Genomic DNA, 13,976 nt, shown 5'->3' with positions numbered 1-13,976 from the left:
TAAATCCCAAATTTCAAGGCGCAATTTTTGAGTTTGGGAATTGTTACAATAAAATTGAGCTCTTATTATTGAGATTTGGGGCTTGTAATTGAGATTTTAAGAAATTATGTATTTAGAAATTGTAACTCCAGAGGAGACTTTATATAGTGGCGAGGTAGAATCGGTTTCTGTTCCTGGAATGGAAGGGGATTTTCAGATGCTGGACAATCACGCACCTATCGTTTCATTACTCACTAGCGGGACTGTAAAGATGTTTGGTGATGTATCGCTTGAATCTGCTGTGGCAGATAAATTCACGAAAGGTAATGGCACCACAGATTTTAAAATAAAAGGTGGTGTTCTTGAGATGAAGGACAATAAAGCAATTGTGCTGGCAGATTAATCCCAGAATTCTAAAAATAAAAAGCCCTCGATTCGAAGAATCGAGGGCTTTTTTTAGTTTAAAATTTTAGTTGAGATTTTTATATTCCTCAAATAATTTCACCAGCTCTGGTTGTTTGCATTTTTTAGCATAATCCACGGCAGTTCTACCTTTATATTTAAAACCGACGTCTGCACCTGCTGCTACAAGTGCGCTAGCCATTTCTTTTCTCCCATATTTTGCGGCATACATTAACGGTGTCTTTCCGCCGCAGGTTGCATTGAGTTCTAACTCATAATTTTTAATCATCGCCTTAAAAACGATATAAGCTTCATATTTAATTGTGAGAGAAAGCAGGTTGTAATTGGATGCATTTATCTCGATACATTGATTGATGTTTTCATTGTTAGCAAACTCATTTAAGAATTCCACAGCGTCATTTTTGATGATTTGTTTTGCTTGGTCTTCGGTGATGGATTGCGCCTGCATAAATAAGGTCATAGCAAAAAGAATGAGCGATAGGATAATTTTGTTCATGATGTTATAATTCAAAAGTTAATCGTTTCTGTATTCTAGAATATCTCCCGGCTGGCAATCCAGCGCCTCGCAAATAGCTTCTAAGGTAGAAAAGCGCACCGCTTTAGCCTTGCCAGTTTTGAGGATGGAGAGATTAGCATTGGTAATCCCAACGATCTCTGCTAGCTCATTGCTGCGCATCCCTTTTTGGGCAAGTACTACGTCAAGATTGATGTAGATGGGCATATTATATAGTTAGATCGTTTTCTTCCTTAATTAATTTTGCCTCCTTGAAAATAGAACTCATAGCAATGCAAAATGAAGCAAGGAAAATAATGCTAGCAAACTCTACGCTTTCTCCACCATTAAAGCGTAGCTCTATAAAACTTAATATTCCAGCAAAAAGTAAAACAGTCGATTTGTAAGTCCATAGTCTAGAAGCACTATTAGAAAATAATTTATTCTGATTTGCTACCATCATAAATTTTACGAAAAGCCCCAGTCCCGCTATAAAAATTAAAGACTTCAAAATTTTAGAAATATCCCAGTAATCTATGGTAGTGCCTTTAGCTTTTAATACTTCATAAATTTCAAAAAAGAAAAAGACAGTAAACGCAGCGGACATGAAATACATGGTTGTACTAAAATGTTTTTTCATATCTATATAGTTAGATCGTTTTCCTGTTTTACAAGCACGCTCATGCCTATAATCTTTGAGATTAATATAAGTATTATGCCAAAGGCTACGAGCATTAGCAATGAGTCAAAAGAATATCCCATATTCATAGATTGTGAGGGTCGGTTCACGGTATTATTATTAGAAAAAAAATAGAAAAAGGCGGGAATCTTAAATAATAGAGCACCTATTACGCAAGCAAGTCCAGCCCTATTAAGGTGTTTAGAAACGTCAAATGAAATTCCCTGCTGTGGAGTCATCAATCTCGCAGCAGCTCTTAAATAATAAATCATACCGAGGAAGAAAAACTGTGCGGCAACACAGCAACTAAGCACTAGATAGAAAGTCCAATGACCATTTGACAATAAGTAACCGCCTAGTTCAAAACTCATGGTATATCCATCATCTGCCATCACAAAATACATCGGGAATGCAAGGACTTGAAACCAAGCAAAAAAATATAGAAACCCTAATACGGCCTTTAAAATGCTAATCCATCTCATAATTATATAGTTAGATCGTTTTCTTGTTTAATCTCAGTACCATCTTCAAAAATCTTACTGAAAGAATATGCCACAGAACTTATAAACCCGACTATAAGACATCCAAAAAAGAATTTAAACTCTACAAAACCAGCTATTAAAAAGGCGATGCCATATATTAAATATATCGTACTTATGGATTTCCATTGTTTGACTGAAACTGTAGAAAATAGTAAACCTTTATTGCAGTTCACCATAAATTTATAAAAGCAATACAGAGAATAAATAAACATTCCAGTAGCTATAGATTTCAAAATCAACTCTAATAATTGGGCACTTTCATAAACGAATTTTGATTTTTCATCATTAAATAAAAGATCGGATTCAACCAAAACATATTTTGCAAAGACGCTTAAAACTAGAAGCGCTATTATTACTATGAAGAATAAGACCGTACCCAATGTAAACCTGTTGAAGTATATTGTTTGCTTCATAATTATATAGTTAGATCGTTTTCTTGTTTGAGTGAATAGCCTTTTTGAGCCATATCTAAGTATAAGTATACTAATAGGGAGGCTATGGTATGAATCACCATTATAAGTGCAGATTCATCCATTCTAAATCCTTCTCTTAGCAATAGAACTGCATAGGCGATTGTAGCTACTCCAACTATAATTAAATTCAACCAAAGAAATTTCTTTAAAGACAATATGGATTCAGCTGAAAATAATGTCTTTGTAATGAACACCTTAAAAAACCTAGAAAGTTTAAAAAAGTAAAGAGAGTAGAAACTGAAAATTATTAACGGAATGATTACAAACCAATTAGGAGGGAAACCTAAGCTGATATTAATAATAGGTATAGTAACAAATAGGAATGAACCTATAGCTGAACCCTCATCTCTTAATGCTACGAAAGGCACATCCCAGCCAAAATAATATTCAGCAAATCCTAATGTGCTAAAAACAAATAGGAATGCAAATAGTACTAAAAAAATCCAAGAAAACGCTTTAGATAAATGATATAGTAATTGTTTCATAATTATACGGTTAGGTCGTTTTCTTGTTTTATAAGGACTCCAGATTTTAAAACATCAGCAGTAAATAGTGTGCCTATGCCTATCACTAGTAACATGAAATCTGTGGTCAGTAGTGAAACTAAACTTGTCTCGTTTCTAAAAGCACTGATTAAATAGATGTCGTTGGCAATCAGTGTTAAACTCGCTGTCAAAAATAGAATACCACCAATTTGTAAAAGGAATGAAGATCTTTTTTCAAACGGCCCTTTTTGAATAACCTTCCACAAGCCAAAGCAAACTAGAAATACTCCAACATAATTAATCAAATTAACAATCCTGTCGAACCAAAAACTCGGATCAGAAGCTATTTTTTCTCCCATCAAGAGTTCCATTTCTTCAAAGAAAAAAACTAAAAATATAATATCACCCAAACAGAAAAGTAAGGCAATCAAAGAAACACCAAAAAGTATTTTCAAATTTTTCATAGTTATACGGTTAGATCATTTTCTTCTTTGATAATAAATCCTGATTTGAGAACATCAGCGGTAAATAGTGTGCCTACTCCCACTATCATCAACATTACATCCACTACAATTAGCGCCATAGCATTTTCGTCATGAGGTATTGTTGCCGATGACATGTCGTTAACTAACGAAATCACACCAACTACAAGCAAAAGAATTCTGCCTATTCTCAAGTTCAGACTTGAGCTCTTTTCAAACGGGCCTTTTTTAATGGTATTCCACAAACCTTTGGAAATAAAACAGACTCCGATAAATAACGCGATCATTAGTAATTGTACATACCAAAACTTGGGATCACTGTAAGGGTAATTTGGTCCAATGGAATCACTAAAATAGAAATAGGTTATTGTCACAATTTGTATTAGAAAGCCAACAATCACAAAAACCGTGAATCCAAAAAGTATTTTCAAATTTTCTATATTTATATAGTTAGATCATTCTTCTTTTTAAAATAAATACCTTTTTGAATAACATCCACAAACAACAGAAGCAAGTAACCCAACATTATTATCAGGACGCTCACCATAAAATCCATGAAAAAACTGTTTTCTTTTACCGAATTAAATGCATCTAATAAACTGATGAGCAACGTCCCAGCTCCCACTCCCAATAGTAGTCTAGAACCAATTCTTAAATAGGAAACTGCTTTATCTGTAAATAAGCCATTTCTGATTCCGCTCCATAAACCAATTGCGATAAAACAAGAGGATAGCAATATCATCGTAAATATGATCTCTATGATCCACCATCGCGGGTTTTGAAAGACGGTCGTGTATTCTGTGTCTTTTATAAACAGCGCGCTAATGCTTTCAAAAAATAAAAGCTGGCTCAGGAAATAGAACAACTGGATAGCTATCAATAAGGTAGATAGTCCAAAAAGTATTTTTAATTTATTCATCGGTAATAATTCAAGACCACAATACTAAACTAAAATTATTGTAAAACAATAACAAAACATTGATAAACAATAAAAACAATTTTCAAAAGTCTGATTATCAGTAGATCCAGGAATAAAGAAACTTCTTCTATTAAATCCTCCTGTTTTCTAGCCGTTTCAAACTCTCCTAGCAATTGCATATCCCGTATTTTTGCACCTATGATTCCAGAAAAACTACTTATCAAACTTGCCCAACGACATGCTAATGGAAGCATGCGGGAGCTCAGAACGACTCAAGGTTTGATAGATTTCTCCTCAAATGATTATTTGGGTTTTTCTAAAAAACTACAACCCCAGGCCAGTACCCAGCATGGTGCAACGGGATCGCGTTTGCTCACTGGCCAGACAGAGATCTGTCAGCATTTAGAAGATAAAATCGCTGCATTTCATAAGGTGGAGTCGGCATTGTTGTTTAATTCTGGATATGATGCAAACCTGGGATTGATAAGCAGCGTGGCGCGTCGTGGTGATTTGATTCTGTATGATGAATATTCCCATGCCAGCATACGCGATGCGATCAAGTTGAGCGATGCAAAATCTCTCAAATTCCGTCACAATGACCTGGGCCATCTTTCCATACTCCTAGATAAATTTTCTGAGGAAGAAAATCAGCAGGTTTATGTGATTACAGAAAGTGTTTTTTCTATGGATGGCGATATGCCTGATCTAATAGAATTGTTGAAATTGATTAAAAAGAAAAGCAACGTGCATTTAATTTTGGATGAAGCGCATGCCTTTGGTACCATAGGAAATCGTGGTGAGGGCCTGGCCCAATCACTGCATTTGGAAACAGATATATTTGCTAGGATTGTCACCTATGGCAAGGCAATGGGCTGTCACGGCGCTGCTGTTTTGGGAGGGTTTGATCTCAACCAGTTTTTGGTCAACTTTGCCCGCAGCTTTATTTACACCACCGCAATGCCTCAACATGCGTTGCATTGCATTTCAAGCGCTTACGATCTACTTCAGCAGGAAGAAAATATCATTACTGATTTGCAATTATTGGTTCAAAAGTTTAATAGATTAGTTATTCAAAGCGGATTGAAATTACGCTTTCGCGAAAGCGTTACTCCCATACAAACCTGTATCATAGAAGGAAATGACAAGGTTAAAAAGGCATCATTACAACTTCAGAATCTGGGTTATGATATAAGACCAATCTTATCGCCTACGGTTCCAGAAGGTGAGGAACGACTGCGCATATGTCTGCATAGTTTCAACACGGCAGTAGAATGTGAGGAAATGCTGAACCAACTCGCTTTAATCATTAAAAAGCTATGAAAACATTCCGCACGGTGGCCATATTCGTTTATCCAGCGGAAGCTCAAGTGATCAAAGGAAAGCTGGAAAGCGAGAATATAAAAGTGTTCCTGCGCAATGAATACACGATAGCGGCAGAGCCTTTTGCGAGTAACGCGATGGGTGGGATCAAGATGGATGTGTATGTAGAGGATTTTATCAAAGCTACAGCGATTATTGAAAAAAGCGACCCAGAATTCACGCAAACCATGACCAGTTCCATCAAATGTCCCAATTGTGGGAAACGCAGTGTGCGGGAGCAACATGATGTGAATAGTGCTACAGGTATTCCTGAAATCCTACGTGCGGCGTTATATAGTATCGTCCCATTTATCAACCACAAGAATTATAAATGCATGAATTGTGCAACTGAATTTGATTTGAATGACTAGTTATTTTATTACAGGAATAGGAACAGATGTGGGTAAAACAGTGGTTGCCGCAATTGTAACGAGAGCCTTAAATGCAGATTACTGGAAGCCCATTCAAAGCGGTCTAACCGAAACAGACCGTGGAACAATCACTGATCTTTTACCAGATTATAAAGAAACATTCCACCCAGAAGCCTACCGACTCAAAACGCCCATGAGCCCGCATAAGGCCGCAGAAATTGATGGGATTACGGTAGAGTTAGAAAAAATAAAACGTCCACAAACAACAAACAACTTAGTTATTGAAGGAGCCGGTGGATTACTGGTTCCCATTAATAATGAAAATACCATAGCCGATTTGATCGCACCTACCGACAAGATTATTTTGGTCAGTTCAGGGTATTTGGGAAGTATTAATCACACGCTTTTAAGCATTGAATTACTAAAATCCCGCGGTCTTAGCTGTGCCGGAATTATCTACAATCATGTGGCGCTGGATGGAACGATTGAAATCATTGAAAAAATGAGCGGTGTTGCTACCATAGGTCATATGGAGAAGCACGAAGAGATCACACCAATTTTAATTCAAGAATACGCTGATAAATTCCGGCAAAAATTACAGTCCTTATGACTTCTGCAGAAATTCTAGAAAAGGATGCGCAATTTATCTGGCATCCCTTAACCCAACATAAAACTGCTTTGCCTCCTCTTGCGATTTCACACGCTCGCGGAAATTATTTATTTGATGGCGATGGTAAGCAATATTTTGATGCTATTTCTAGCTGGTACACCTGTAGTTATGGCCATGCAAATCCAGCATTGACACAAGCCATTAAAGATCAAGTGGATCAATTGCATCATGTAGTTTTTGCGGGTATGACCCACGAGCCAGCAGTGCGATTATCAGAGAAGTTGCTCAAAATTTTACCACACAATCAAGCCAAGATTTTCTTCTCAGAGAATGGATCCACCAGTGTCGAGATTGCGCTTAAAATGGCTTTTCAATACCATTTCAATCGCGGTGAGAAACGTCATGCCGTTGTAGCCTTGGAAGGTGGTTTTCACGGCGATACCTTTGGTGCGATGAGTGCTTCTGGACTTTCCGTTTATAATGGGCCTTTTGAAGATTTGTTGATCGATGTAATCCGGATTCCCGCGCCTACCACTGAAAATATTGAGGACGTTTTAAAAGTGGCGGAACGACTTATTGCCGAAAACCAGATTGCAAGTTTCATCTATGAACCACTCGTGCAAGGCGCTGCCGCCATGCAAATGAATGATGCAACCGCATTATGCCGACTTATAAAACGCTTCCGCGAAAGCGGAATTATTTGCATCGCAGATGAAGTGATGACTGGTTTTGGGAAGACGGGAACTTACTTTGCCAGTGACCAAATCACAAATAAACCAGATATTATCTGTCTTTCTAAAGCATTGACAGGTGGGATTATGCCCATGGCGATCACCAGTTGCACTCAGGAAGTTTATGACGCGTTTTATCACGATGAAACCGGTCGCGGCTTTTTCCATGGTCATACTTATAGTGGGAATCCGCTGGGATGCGCGGTAGCGAGCGCAGCGATAGATTTACTGGTTTCAGATGAGATTCAGAACGGTATGGAACAAATCACAGATTCCCATGCTGCTTTTGTAGAAGAACTGAGCCAGCATAAACTGGTAGGTGAAGTTCGGCATTGCGGGATCATTCTTGCCTTTGAGCTTGCCATAGAAATGAAGCGTTATGGAAATGAGCGCAATGAAATATTTCAGTGGTTTTGGAATAAAGGAGTTTTTTTAAGACCATTGGGCAAGACCATTTATCTGGTACCGCCTTTTACAACAACCTCTGAAGAATTGAAATTTCTCTATAAAACGATTTTGCAATTTTTAGACTCGCGGTCTGTTTGATCTGAATAACCCCTTGTTTTTAGCTGCTTTTCCCCATTTTTGCAAACTGAAAACTACGTTTGAAAAACCCTATTTACATACACGACGCCGCACTAATTTCCCCACTGGGTGCAAGCGGTTTTAAAAGTTCAAAATCCTATTTCTGCACTCAAAACGGAACACTTGTAGGAAAAATTGATGATTCCTCTGAAAAGCAACTCCAATTGTTGAAGGAAGAGAACTCACAATATCATAAACTGGATCGATCTACCTTGCTCGCAATTCTGGTAGCGCGACGGTTGAAACTGGATACTAAGGATGTTGCGATCAACATAGGTTCGAGCCGTGGGGCAACTGGAATATGGGAAGACTTTCATGAAGAATTTTTAAAAACTGGGACGGTTCCAGTTCAGACCTCACCTTTAACGACGCTAGGAAACGTGAGCAGTTGGGTCGCTCAGGATCTAGGGACAGAATCTACCGCATTTTCTCATTCCATTACCTGTGCCACAGCGGCCCATTCGGTTTTAAATGCGATAGCGTGGCTGGAAAGCGGGATGGCAACAACCTTCATCGCTGGAGGTACTGAAGCGCCGCTAACCGATTTTACCATTGCACAAATGAAGGCGTTGCGTATTTATTCGCAAGAGAAAGAAGGTTATCAATGTCGTGCGCTAGATCTAGAAAAGACCCGCAATACCATGATTTTAGGAGAAGCAGCAGCTGCATTTGTACTTTCAAAGGAATCTTCCAAGAGCGGAATTAAAATCTCTGGTTATGGAACGGCAATGGAAAGTTTGAAATCGGCAACATCTGTGAGTTCTGATGGACTTGGGTTTCAGAAATCTATGCACGATGCGATGGGAAATAATTCGGCTGACTCGATAGATGCGATAATTACCCATGCTCCAGGAACTATTCAGGGTGATAGTTCTGAGGTCAGTGCTATCAAGGAATATTTTGGGAATGCGTACCCGCGGTTGTGCAATAATAAATGGCAGATAGGCCATTCGCTGGGTGCAAGTGCTGCGGTCAATTTATACATGGCTATCGACTTATTGAAATATGGTAAATTCCACAGCATTCCTTATTTAGACGATTCCTTTGTGAACCCGCGTGGAGACGAGAGGCAGGCAAATAGGATTTTGATCAACGCCAGCGGTTTTGGCGGCAACTGTGTGAGTATTCTTGTAGAAAAGGAATAACCACTCTTATACGATTAGAAAGTTTTTGTTTTACTTTTGGAACTGATGCGGCTATCTGACAGTTTTCAGGCAACGATAATCACTTCTCTAGAAACTTCATGAAAAATTATTTCATTTTATTAGTGGTGTTGACGTGTTCCGCTTTCGCGAAAGCGCAAGTAGACCCCACTATCTATGACCAATACGAAGGGAACTACATCAATATAGATGGTTACAAAATCTATCTTGAGGTCAAAGGGGAAGGCGGTGCGATATTCTTTCTTCCTGGTGGCCCTGGGAACTCTCACGATTATATGCAGGGCAGTTTTGGCCAGTATTACAAATCCCACAAACTTGTATTTTTTGATTGGTTGGGCAGGGGAAAGTCGAACGATGCAAAAGATAAGGAAGAATACTCCGTCGAGGCAGATGTAGAAATGATCGAGAAAATCCGCAAACATTTGAAATTGGACAAAATAGCCCTCGTGGGTCATTCCTATGGGACCGTTCCTGCTCAGGCTTATGCGATTAAATATAAAAACCGGGTTGATAAAATGGTGTTGATCAACGGTTTTCATAGCGGTGCGATGTGGCAGGCCAACTGTGACAGCTATAACCACTATTCAAAAACGCACTTTCCTGAAAAATGGCAAAAAGTCGATTCACTCAGAGCTTTAGGCTATGTTTCTACCGACAAACCGTTGCAGGATCTGTATGCGACTTTTCCCACTAAATATATTTATTACCATGACACTTCCGTTCAGTCAAATGTTCCTAAGACCTCTTTTAGAGGCTGGAGCAATGATGTTTATGAAGAGATTATAGGACGAGATGGTGATTTTGTAGTGAGTGGTAGTATGATTAACCAGGATTATCGCAGAGCACTGAAAGATGTGACCGCAAAAACATTAATTGTTGCGGGACGATACGATGGCGTTTCTACGCCAGAATTTGCAGTACAATACAAAACATTCATGCCACAGGCACAATTTGAAATGTTCGAGAATAGCGGGCATAATCCGTATCTGGAAGAACCTGAAAAATTCTATCAGCTGTTTGAAGAATTTTTCGGGATAAAGAAATAAAAAACTATGTTGACCAATACAAAACACGACTGGACTAAAGAAGAAGTACTTGCTATATACAACAAACCCATTATGGAATTGTTGTACGATGCGGCTACAGTCCACAGAGAATTTCACAACCCTAACCAGGTGCAGGTTTCTACTTTACTGTCTATTAAAACCGGTGGTTGTCCAGAGGATTGCGGTTATTGCCCCCAGGCGGCTCGCTACCACACCGATATCAAGGGAAATGATTTGATGTCTGTACAGCAGGTAAAAGCACAAGCGTTACGCGCTAAATCCAGTGGTAGTTCCAGAGTTTGCATGGGAGCTGCCTGGAGAAACGTAAAGGATGGACCAGAATTTGACCAAGTTCTAGAGATGGTTCGCACGATTAACAAGCTGGACATGGAAGTGTGCTGTACGTTAGGAATGATTACAGAAAACCAAGCACACAGATTAGCTGAGGCCGGTCTATACGCCTATAATCACAACCTAGACAGTAGTGAGGAATATTATAAGGAAGTAATTTCTACCAGAGGATATCAGGATAGATTAGACACCATAGGAAACGTGCGTAAGACAAACGTCACAGTTTGCAGCGGCGGGATTATAGGAATGGGAGAAAACGTAGAGGATCGTGCAGGTATGCTTATGGCGCTCGCTAGTTTGAGCCCACAACCAGAGAGTACTCCTATAAACGCATTGGTTGCGGTAGAAGGAACACCTCTAGAAGAGCAGCAGCCTATTTCCATTTGGGAAATGATTCGCATGGTGGCGACAACGAGAATTGTAATGCCACAAACGCAAGTGCGTTTAAGTGCGGGTAGAACAGATATGTCCAGAGAAGGACAGGCAATGTGTTTCTTTGCGGGAGCCAACTCGATTTTTGCAGGAGATAAGCTATTGACCACACCTAATCCAGATGTGAACCAGGATATGGAAATGTTTAAGCTGCTGGGCTTAGAACCTATGAAACCATTTGTGAAGAAAGCGCAGCCGGCATCGGTTGAGGCGCAATATTCTGCATATCAGGATCAAGGAGAAAAGCCACGATGGACACGTCCAGAGCATAAGATTGAACGTAATGAAGTTGCTAAGGAAGCTGGGAAGAGCTTAAAGGCTGGGGTTTAGGGATAGTTTAAAGTTTTCTTCTGTCTTAATTAATTTGAATTTTAAAGAATGCAATACTTATTTAATGAAGAGGAAAAAAACATTATTACAGAATTAGCCAATTCAAAGCCACGACGAATTTGGTTAGAATTCATAAAAATCATCATTGAATTCGATGACTATTATATCTCTTTAGAGTGTATTCCGGAAATCGCTGCATCTCCCAACAGTTGTGATGAAGTGATGACAATGGAAATAAAGAAAATTAATGAGATATACACTACATCAAAAAATGCAAAATTGTTGATCAGGAGAGGACTTATAACTAATCTCAAAATCGTCCGAACATTAATTTATTTTAAAGAACCAATTAGCAATCCAACAGAAATTAAAAAAGAAAAGTCCCGATGGGACAGAATGGTAGGCAAAATAAGCGGTCTGGGTAAAAGTAGAATCGAAAAAATGTTTGAAGGTATGGATAGTGTTTTTTACGAGTATATCGTTTGCCATCCACTGTCTGAAGAAGCTAATGAATTAGATTGTGAGGACGTTAATTTAGTAGATGTCGGAATCTTATTTCAAATTCAGGGGCAATTTGCACCACTTTTTATGAATGGAAATTCGTTTGGTTTTAATCACATGGAGCATTTTCCTTTAATCAGTAAAAATGCCTTACAAGAAGGTATTCACAATTATGAATTGATTGCAGTGACATAATATCGTTTTTGTTCGTAATTAAAATCCCAAATCGGAATCTCAAAAACTGTAGGATTAACTAAAAATAATTCGGCAATGTTGCAGATTGATTTATGTTTATTCTCTTTCATCAATTTGTAGGTAACTCCCATATATAATAGTATGTAAGTCCTTAAGATAATTCAAGGCAACTTTTTACATTTGCATTATGAGTCAGTTGAATCTTACAGAAATACCCAGATTTAAAACCCTTTCCAGAGAAGAGTTTATAAAGAACTATCTAAAACCTCAAAAACCGGTTGTGATCGAGCAATTGACTCAGGACTGGCCCGCTTATGAAAAGTGGAATCTGAAATACATCAACAATATTGCTGGCGATAAAACGGTGCCGCTGTATGATGATCGTCCCGTTAAACACGATGAGGGTTTCAACCAGGCGCATGCCACTATGAAGATGTCAGAATATATTGATCTTCTTAAAAAAGGCCCTACAAATTTTAGAATCTTCCTCTACAATATCATGAAGGAAGTCCCGCAGTTGCAAACCGACTTCAAATATCCAGACCTGGGTATGAAGTTGATTAAGGGATTGCCTATGATGTTTTTTGGTGGGACAGACTCAAAAGTGTTCATGCATTACGACATTGATTTCACTAATATTCTACACTTTCATTTTCACGGTAAAAAGCGTTGCATCATTATGGATCCATCGCAATCTAAATACATGTATAAAATCCCTAACGCGTTAATCACCCGCGAGGATATTGATTTTAGCAATCCAGATCTTGCGAAATGGCCGGCTTTGAAAGAAGCGCAAGGTCATGTTTGTGAACTCAATCATGGAGAGATGTTGTACATGCCAGAAGGCTATTGGCATTTTATGCATTATTTGAATCCAGGATTCTCCATCAGTTTGCGATCTTACCCTAGAAAGATCAAAAACTTAGGTAAGGCGTTATATAATATAGGAATCATGCGCCATTACGACAATTTGATGCGCCGCTGGAAAGGGCAGGACTGGATCGATTACAAGAACGAGCAGGCGATTACTCGCACTCACAAACGCTTGAATATCAATCAGGATTGACGCCTTTTAGAAATTAATCTGGAACTAACTCCACTGCTTTAGCATAAACTAAATGCGACTCCCACCCACGATATAATAAATAATCCGCAAGCTTTTTGCGACGCTTGTATTTGTTAGTTTCACTGGTAAGTTGGTTGTTTCGCTTTCGCGAAAGCGTTTCTAAAGTCTCATAGTAATCACTATCGGAAATCTCTGCCAGACCTATATCGATGGTACGTTTATTAAGACCGCGCATCTTTAGTTCGCGCACGATCCTCACTCTTCCCCATTTCTTTATGCGGAATTTTCCACCCGCAAAAGCCTTAGCAAATCGGGTTTCATTCAGGAAGTTATGCTGTAGTAGGTGCGGTATGATCTGATCAATGGCATCATCGATCATTCCTATTTTTTTAAGTTTGCGTTCCACATCTTGATGGCAACGCTCCTGATAGGCACAAAAATGTTCTGCCGCGCGAGTAGCTTCTTCAACGGAATAAGATTTTTGTGGTTGGTTCATGGCGTGAAATTAGGGATTTATCCTTCAATCGTCATTACAATAAATGACTTAGCGGAGCCATTCTTCAATGGATTGACTTTAGAATCAAAAATAATTTGTCAGTGAGTTTAGGCCTAGTTGACTAGCGGAGCCTAAGCATGGCGATAAACAAGCCAGTTGTTTGTCAAGATCATTATTCCTAATGAGATTGTTAATTTGTATCTATTTGAAAACAGAATTCTGAAATTATTAAACTTCCGCGAAAGCAAAAAAAAAGATAACAAAA

At 38.7% G+C, this 13,976-nt stretch carries 20 protein-coding genes; 10 read left to right on the top strand and 10 right to left on the bottom strand.

The window, feature by feature from the left end; all coding sequences use genetic code 11:
- Positions 1 to 106: 106 nt before the first annotated feature.
- A complete protein-coding gene (locus IQ282_RS08765) occupies positions 107 to 382 on the top strand; it encodes a F0F1 ATP synthase subunit epsilon (protein ID WP_194851486.1) in 276 nt (91 codons plus the stop codon).
- Positions 383 to 448: 66 nt separating this feature from the next.
- Here the strand turns inward: IQ282_RS08765 and IQ282_RS08760 are convergent, their stop codons facing one another.
- From IQ282_RS08760 to IQ282_RS08720, 9 genes are read right to left on the bottom strand one after another with little or no spacing between them, the layout of a single operon-like run.
- Positions 449 to 898, bottom strand: coding sequence for an ankyrin repeat domain-containing protein (locus IQ282_RS08760; protein ID WP_194851485.1), 450 nt, complete (start codon positions 896 to 898; stop codon positions 449 to 451).
- An 18-nt stretch (positions 899 to 916) separates the two neighbouring features.
- Positions 917 to 1,123: a helix-turn-helix domain-containing protein gene (locus IQ282_RS08755; protein WP_194851484.1), complete on the bottom strand. Its 207-nt coding sequence runs from the start codon at positions 1,121 to 1,123 to the stop codon at positions 917 to 919.
- Position 1,124: 1 nt separating this feature from the next.
- Complete coding sequence (locus IQ282_RS08750) at positions 1,125 to 1,535, bottom strand: DUF2975 domain-containing protein (RefSeq protein WP_194851483.1); 411 nt, start codon at positions 1,533 to 1,535, stop codon at positions 1,125 to 1,127.
- 2 nt (positions 1,536 to 1,537) lie between these two features.
- Positions 1,538 to 2,056 (bottom strand): DUF2975 domain-containing protein, encoded by a 519-nt coding sequence (locus tag IQ282_RS08745; protein WP_194851482.1) that lies wholly within the window; start codon positions 2,054 to 2,056, stop codon positions 1,538 to 1,540.
- Positions 2,057 to 2,058: 2 nt separating this feature from the next.
- Positions 2,059 to 2,529, bottom strand: a complete 471-nt coding sequence (locus IQ282_RS08740; protein ID WP_194851481.1) for a DUF2975 domain-containing protein — start codon at positions 2,527 to 2,529, stop codon at positions 2,059 to 2,061.
- 2 nt (positions 2,530 to 2,531) lie between these two features.
- Positions 2,532 to 3,074 carry a hypothetical protein gene (locus IQ282_RS08735; RefSeq protein WP_194851480.1) on the bottom strand — a complete coding sequence of 181 codons (543 nt, stop codon included), beginning with the start codon at positions 3,072 to 3,074 and terminating at the stop codon, positions 2,532 to 2,534.
- Positions 3,075 to 3,076: 2 nt separating this feature from the next.
- Entirely contained in the window at positions 3,077 to 3,538 is a 462-nt protein-coding gene (locus IQ282_RS08730) for a DUF2975 domain-containing protein (protein ID WP_194851479.1), read from the bottom strand.
- Positions 3,539 to 3,540: 2 nt separating this feature from the next.
- A complete protein-coding gene (locus IQ282_RS08725; protein ID WP_194851478.1) occupies positions 3,541 to 3,987 on the bottom strand; it encodes a DUF2975 domain-containing protein in 447 nt (148 codons plus the stop codon).
- Between the two features lie 11 nt (positions 3,988 to 3,998).
- Positions 3,999 to 4,475 carry a hypothetical protein gene (locus IQ282_RS08720; RefSeq protein ID WP_194851477.1) on the bottom strand — a complete coding sequence of 159 codons (477 nt, stop codon included), beginning with the start codon at positions 4,473 to 4,475 and terminating at the stop codon, positions 3,999 to 4,001.
- Positions 4,476 to 4,673: 198 nt separating this feature from the next.
- Here IQ282_RS08720 and IQ282_RS08715 point away from each other — a divergent pair, with 198 nt between their 5' ends.
- From IQ282_RS08715 to IQ282_RS08675, 9 genes are all read left to right on the top strand, one after another.
- On the top strand, positions 4,674 to 5,795 hold the full coding sequence (locus tag IQ282_RS08715; protein ID WP_194851476.1) for an aminotransferase class I/II-fold pyridoxal phosphate-dependent enzyme: 1,122 nt from the start codon (positions 4,674 to 4,676) through the stop codon (positions 5,793 to 5,795).
- Positions 5,792 to 6,205 carry a putative signal transducing protein gene (locus IQ282_RS08710; RefSeq protein ID WP_194851475.1) on the top strand — a complete coding sequence of 138 codons (414 nt, stop codon included), beginning with the start codon at positions 5,792 to 5,794 and terminating at the stop codon, positions 6,203 to 6,205. The genes IQ282_RS08715 and IQ282_RS08710 overlap by 4 nt, the downstream gene beginning before the upstream one ends.
- A complete protein-coding gene (bioD, locus tag IQ282_RS08705) occupies positions 6,198 to 6,815 on the top strand; it encodes a dethiobiotin synthase (RefSeq protein WP_194851474.1) in 618 nt (205 codons plus the stop codon). The genes IQ282_RS08710 and bioD overlap by 8 nt, the downstream gene beginning before the upstream one ends.
- On the top strand, positions 6,812 to 8,092 hold the full coding sequence (gene bioA, locus IQ282_RS08700) for an adenosylmethionine--8-amino-7-oxononanoate transaminase (protein ID WP_194851473.1): 1,281 nt from the start codon (positions 6,812 to 6,814) through the stop codon (positions 8,090 to 8,092). Before bioD ends, bioA begins: the two co-directional genes overlap by 4 nt.
- Positions 8,093 to 8,151: 59 nt before the next feature.
- The gene (locus IQ282_RS08695; RefSeq protein WP_194851472.1) at positions 8,152 to 9,276 is read left to right on the top strand and encodes a beta-ketoacyl synthase N-terminal-like domain-containing protein; all 1,125 of its coding nucleotides are present in this window, start codon (positions 8,152 to 8,154) and stop codon (positions 9,274 to 9,276) included.
- Positions 9,277 to 9,374: 98 nt separating this feature from the next.
- A complete protein-coding gene (locus IQ282_RS08690; protein ID WP_194851471.1) occupies positions 9,375 to 10,340 on the top strand; it encodes an alpha/beta fold hydrolase in 966 nt (321 codons plus the stop codon).
- A gap of 6 nt (positions 10,341 to 10,346) precedes the next feature.
- Positions 10,347 to 11,453 (top strand): biotin synthase BioB, encoded by a 1,107-nt coding sequence (gene bioB / locus IQ282_RS08685; RefSeq protein ID WP_394355198.1) that lies wholly within the window; start codon positions 10,347 to 10,349, stop codon positions 11,451 to 11,453.
- Between the two features lie 48 nt (positions 11,454 to 11,501).
- Positions 11,502 to 12,149 (top strand): hypothetical protein, encoded by a 648-nt coding sequence (locus IQ282_RS08680; protein ID WP_194851470.1) that lies wholly within the window; start codon positions 11,502 to 11,504, stop codon positions 12,147 to 12,149.
- A gap of 187 nt (positions 12,150 to 12,336) precedes the next feature.
- On the top strand, positions 12,337 to 13,215 hold the full coding sequence (locus IQ282_RS08675; RefSeq protein WP_194851469.1) for a cupin-like domain-containing protein: 879 nt from the start codon (positions 12,337 to 12,339) through the stop codon (positions 13,213 to 13,215).
- Between the two features lie 13 nt (positions 13,216 to 13,228).
- Here the strand turns inward: IQ282_RS08675 and IQ282_RS08670 are convergent, their stop codons facing one another.
- Complete coding sequence (locus tag IQ282_RS08670) at positions 13,229 to 13,711, bottom strand: regulatory protein RecX (protein ID WP_194851468.1); 483 nt, start codon at positions 13,709 to 13,711, stop codon at positions 13,229 to 13,231.
- Positions 13,712 to 13,976: the final 265 nt, after the last annotated feature.

Origin of the sequence: Nonlabens antarcticus, from assembly GCF_015356755.1 — a bacterium.
GTDB classification, from domain to species: domain Bacteria; phylum Bacteroidota; class Bacteroidia; order Flavobacteriales; family Flavobacteriaceae; genus Nonlabens; species Nonlabens antarcticus.
This window is presented reverse-complemented; position numbering and strand designations above follow the sequence as displayed.

Bases quoted from the DNA above. Each gene is read 5' to 3' on its own strand.
- bioD (WP_194851474.1), top strand. From the start codon at position 6,198: ATGACTAGTTATTTTATTACAGGAATAGGAACAGATGTGGGTAAAACA.
- IQ282_RS08760 (WP_194851485.1), bottom strand. From the start codon at position 898: ATGAACAAAATTATCCTATCGCTCATTCTTTTTGCTATGACCTTATTT.
- IQ282_RS08690 (WP_194851471.1), top strand. From the start codon at position 9,375: ATGAAAAATTATTTCATTTTATTAGTGGTGTTGACGTGTTCCGCTTTC.
- IQ282_RS08740 (WP_194851481.1), bottom strand. From the start codon at position 2,529: ATGAAGCAAACAATATACTTCAACAGGTTTACATTGGGTACGGTCTTA.
- IQ282_RS08730 (WP_194851479.1), bottom strand. From the start codon at position 3,538: ATGAAAAATTTGAAAATACTTTTTGGTGTTTCTTTGATTGCCTTACTT.
- bioA (WP_194851473.1), top strand. From the start codon at position 6,812: ATGACTTCTGCAGAAATTCTAGAAAAGGATGCGCAATTTATCTGGCAT.
- IQ282_RS08720 (WP_194851477.1), bottom strand. From the start codon at position 4,475: ATGAATAAATTAAAAATACTTTTTGGACTATCTACCTTATTGATAGCT.
- bioB (WP_394355198.1), top strand. From the start codon at position 10,347: ATGTTGACCAATACAAAACACGACTGGACTAAAGAAGAAGTACTTGCT.
- IQ282_RS08670 (WP_194851468.1), bottom strand. From the start codon at position 13,711: ATGAACCAACCACAAAAATCTTATTCCGTTGAAGAAGCTACTCGCGCG.
- IQ282_RS08755 (WP_194851484.1), bottom strand. From the start codon at position 1,123: ATGCCCATCTACATCAATCTTGACGTAGTACTTGCCCAAAAAGGGATG.
- IQ282_RS08765 (WP_194851486.1), top strand. From the start codon at position 107: ATGTATTTAGAAATTGTAACTCCAGAGGAGACTTTATATAGTGGCGAG.
- IQ282_RS08675 (WP_194851469.1), top strand. From the start codon at position 12,337: ATGAGTCAGTTGAATCTTACAGAAATACCCAGATTTAAAACCCTTTCC.
- IQ282_RS08735 (WP_194851480.1), bottom strand. From the start codon at position 3,074: ATGAAACAATTACTATATCATTTATCTAAAGCGTTTTCTTGGATTTTT.
- IQ282_RS08715 (WP_194851476.1), top strand. From the start codon at position 4,674: ATGATTCCAGAAAAACTACTTATCAAACTTGCCCAACGACATGCTAAT.
- IQ282_RS08710 (WP_194851475.1), top strand. From the start codon at position 5,792: ATGAAAACATTCCGCACGGTGGCCATATTCGTTTATCCAGCGGAAGCT.
- IQ282_RS08680 (WP_194851470.1), top strand. From the start codon at position 11,502: ATGCAATACTTATTTAATGAAGAGGAAAAAAACATTATTACAGAATTA.
- IQ282_RS08745 (WP_194851482.1), bottom strand. From the start codon at position 2,056: ATGAGATGGATTAGCATTTTAAAGGCCGTATTAGGGTTTCTATATTTT.
- IQ282_RS08750 (WP_194851483.1), bottom strand. From the start codon at position 1,535: ATGAAAAAACATTTTAGTACAACCATGTATTTCATGTCCGCTGCGTTT.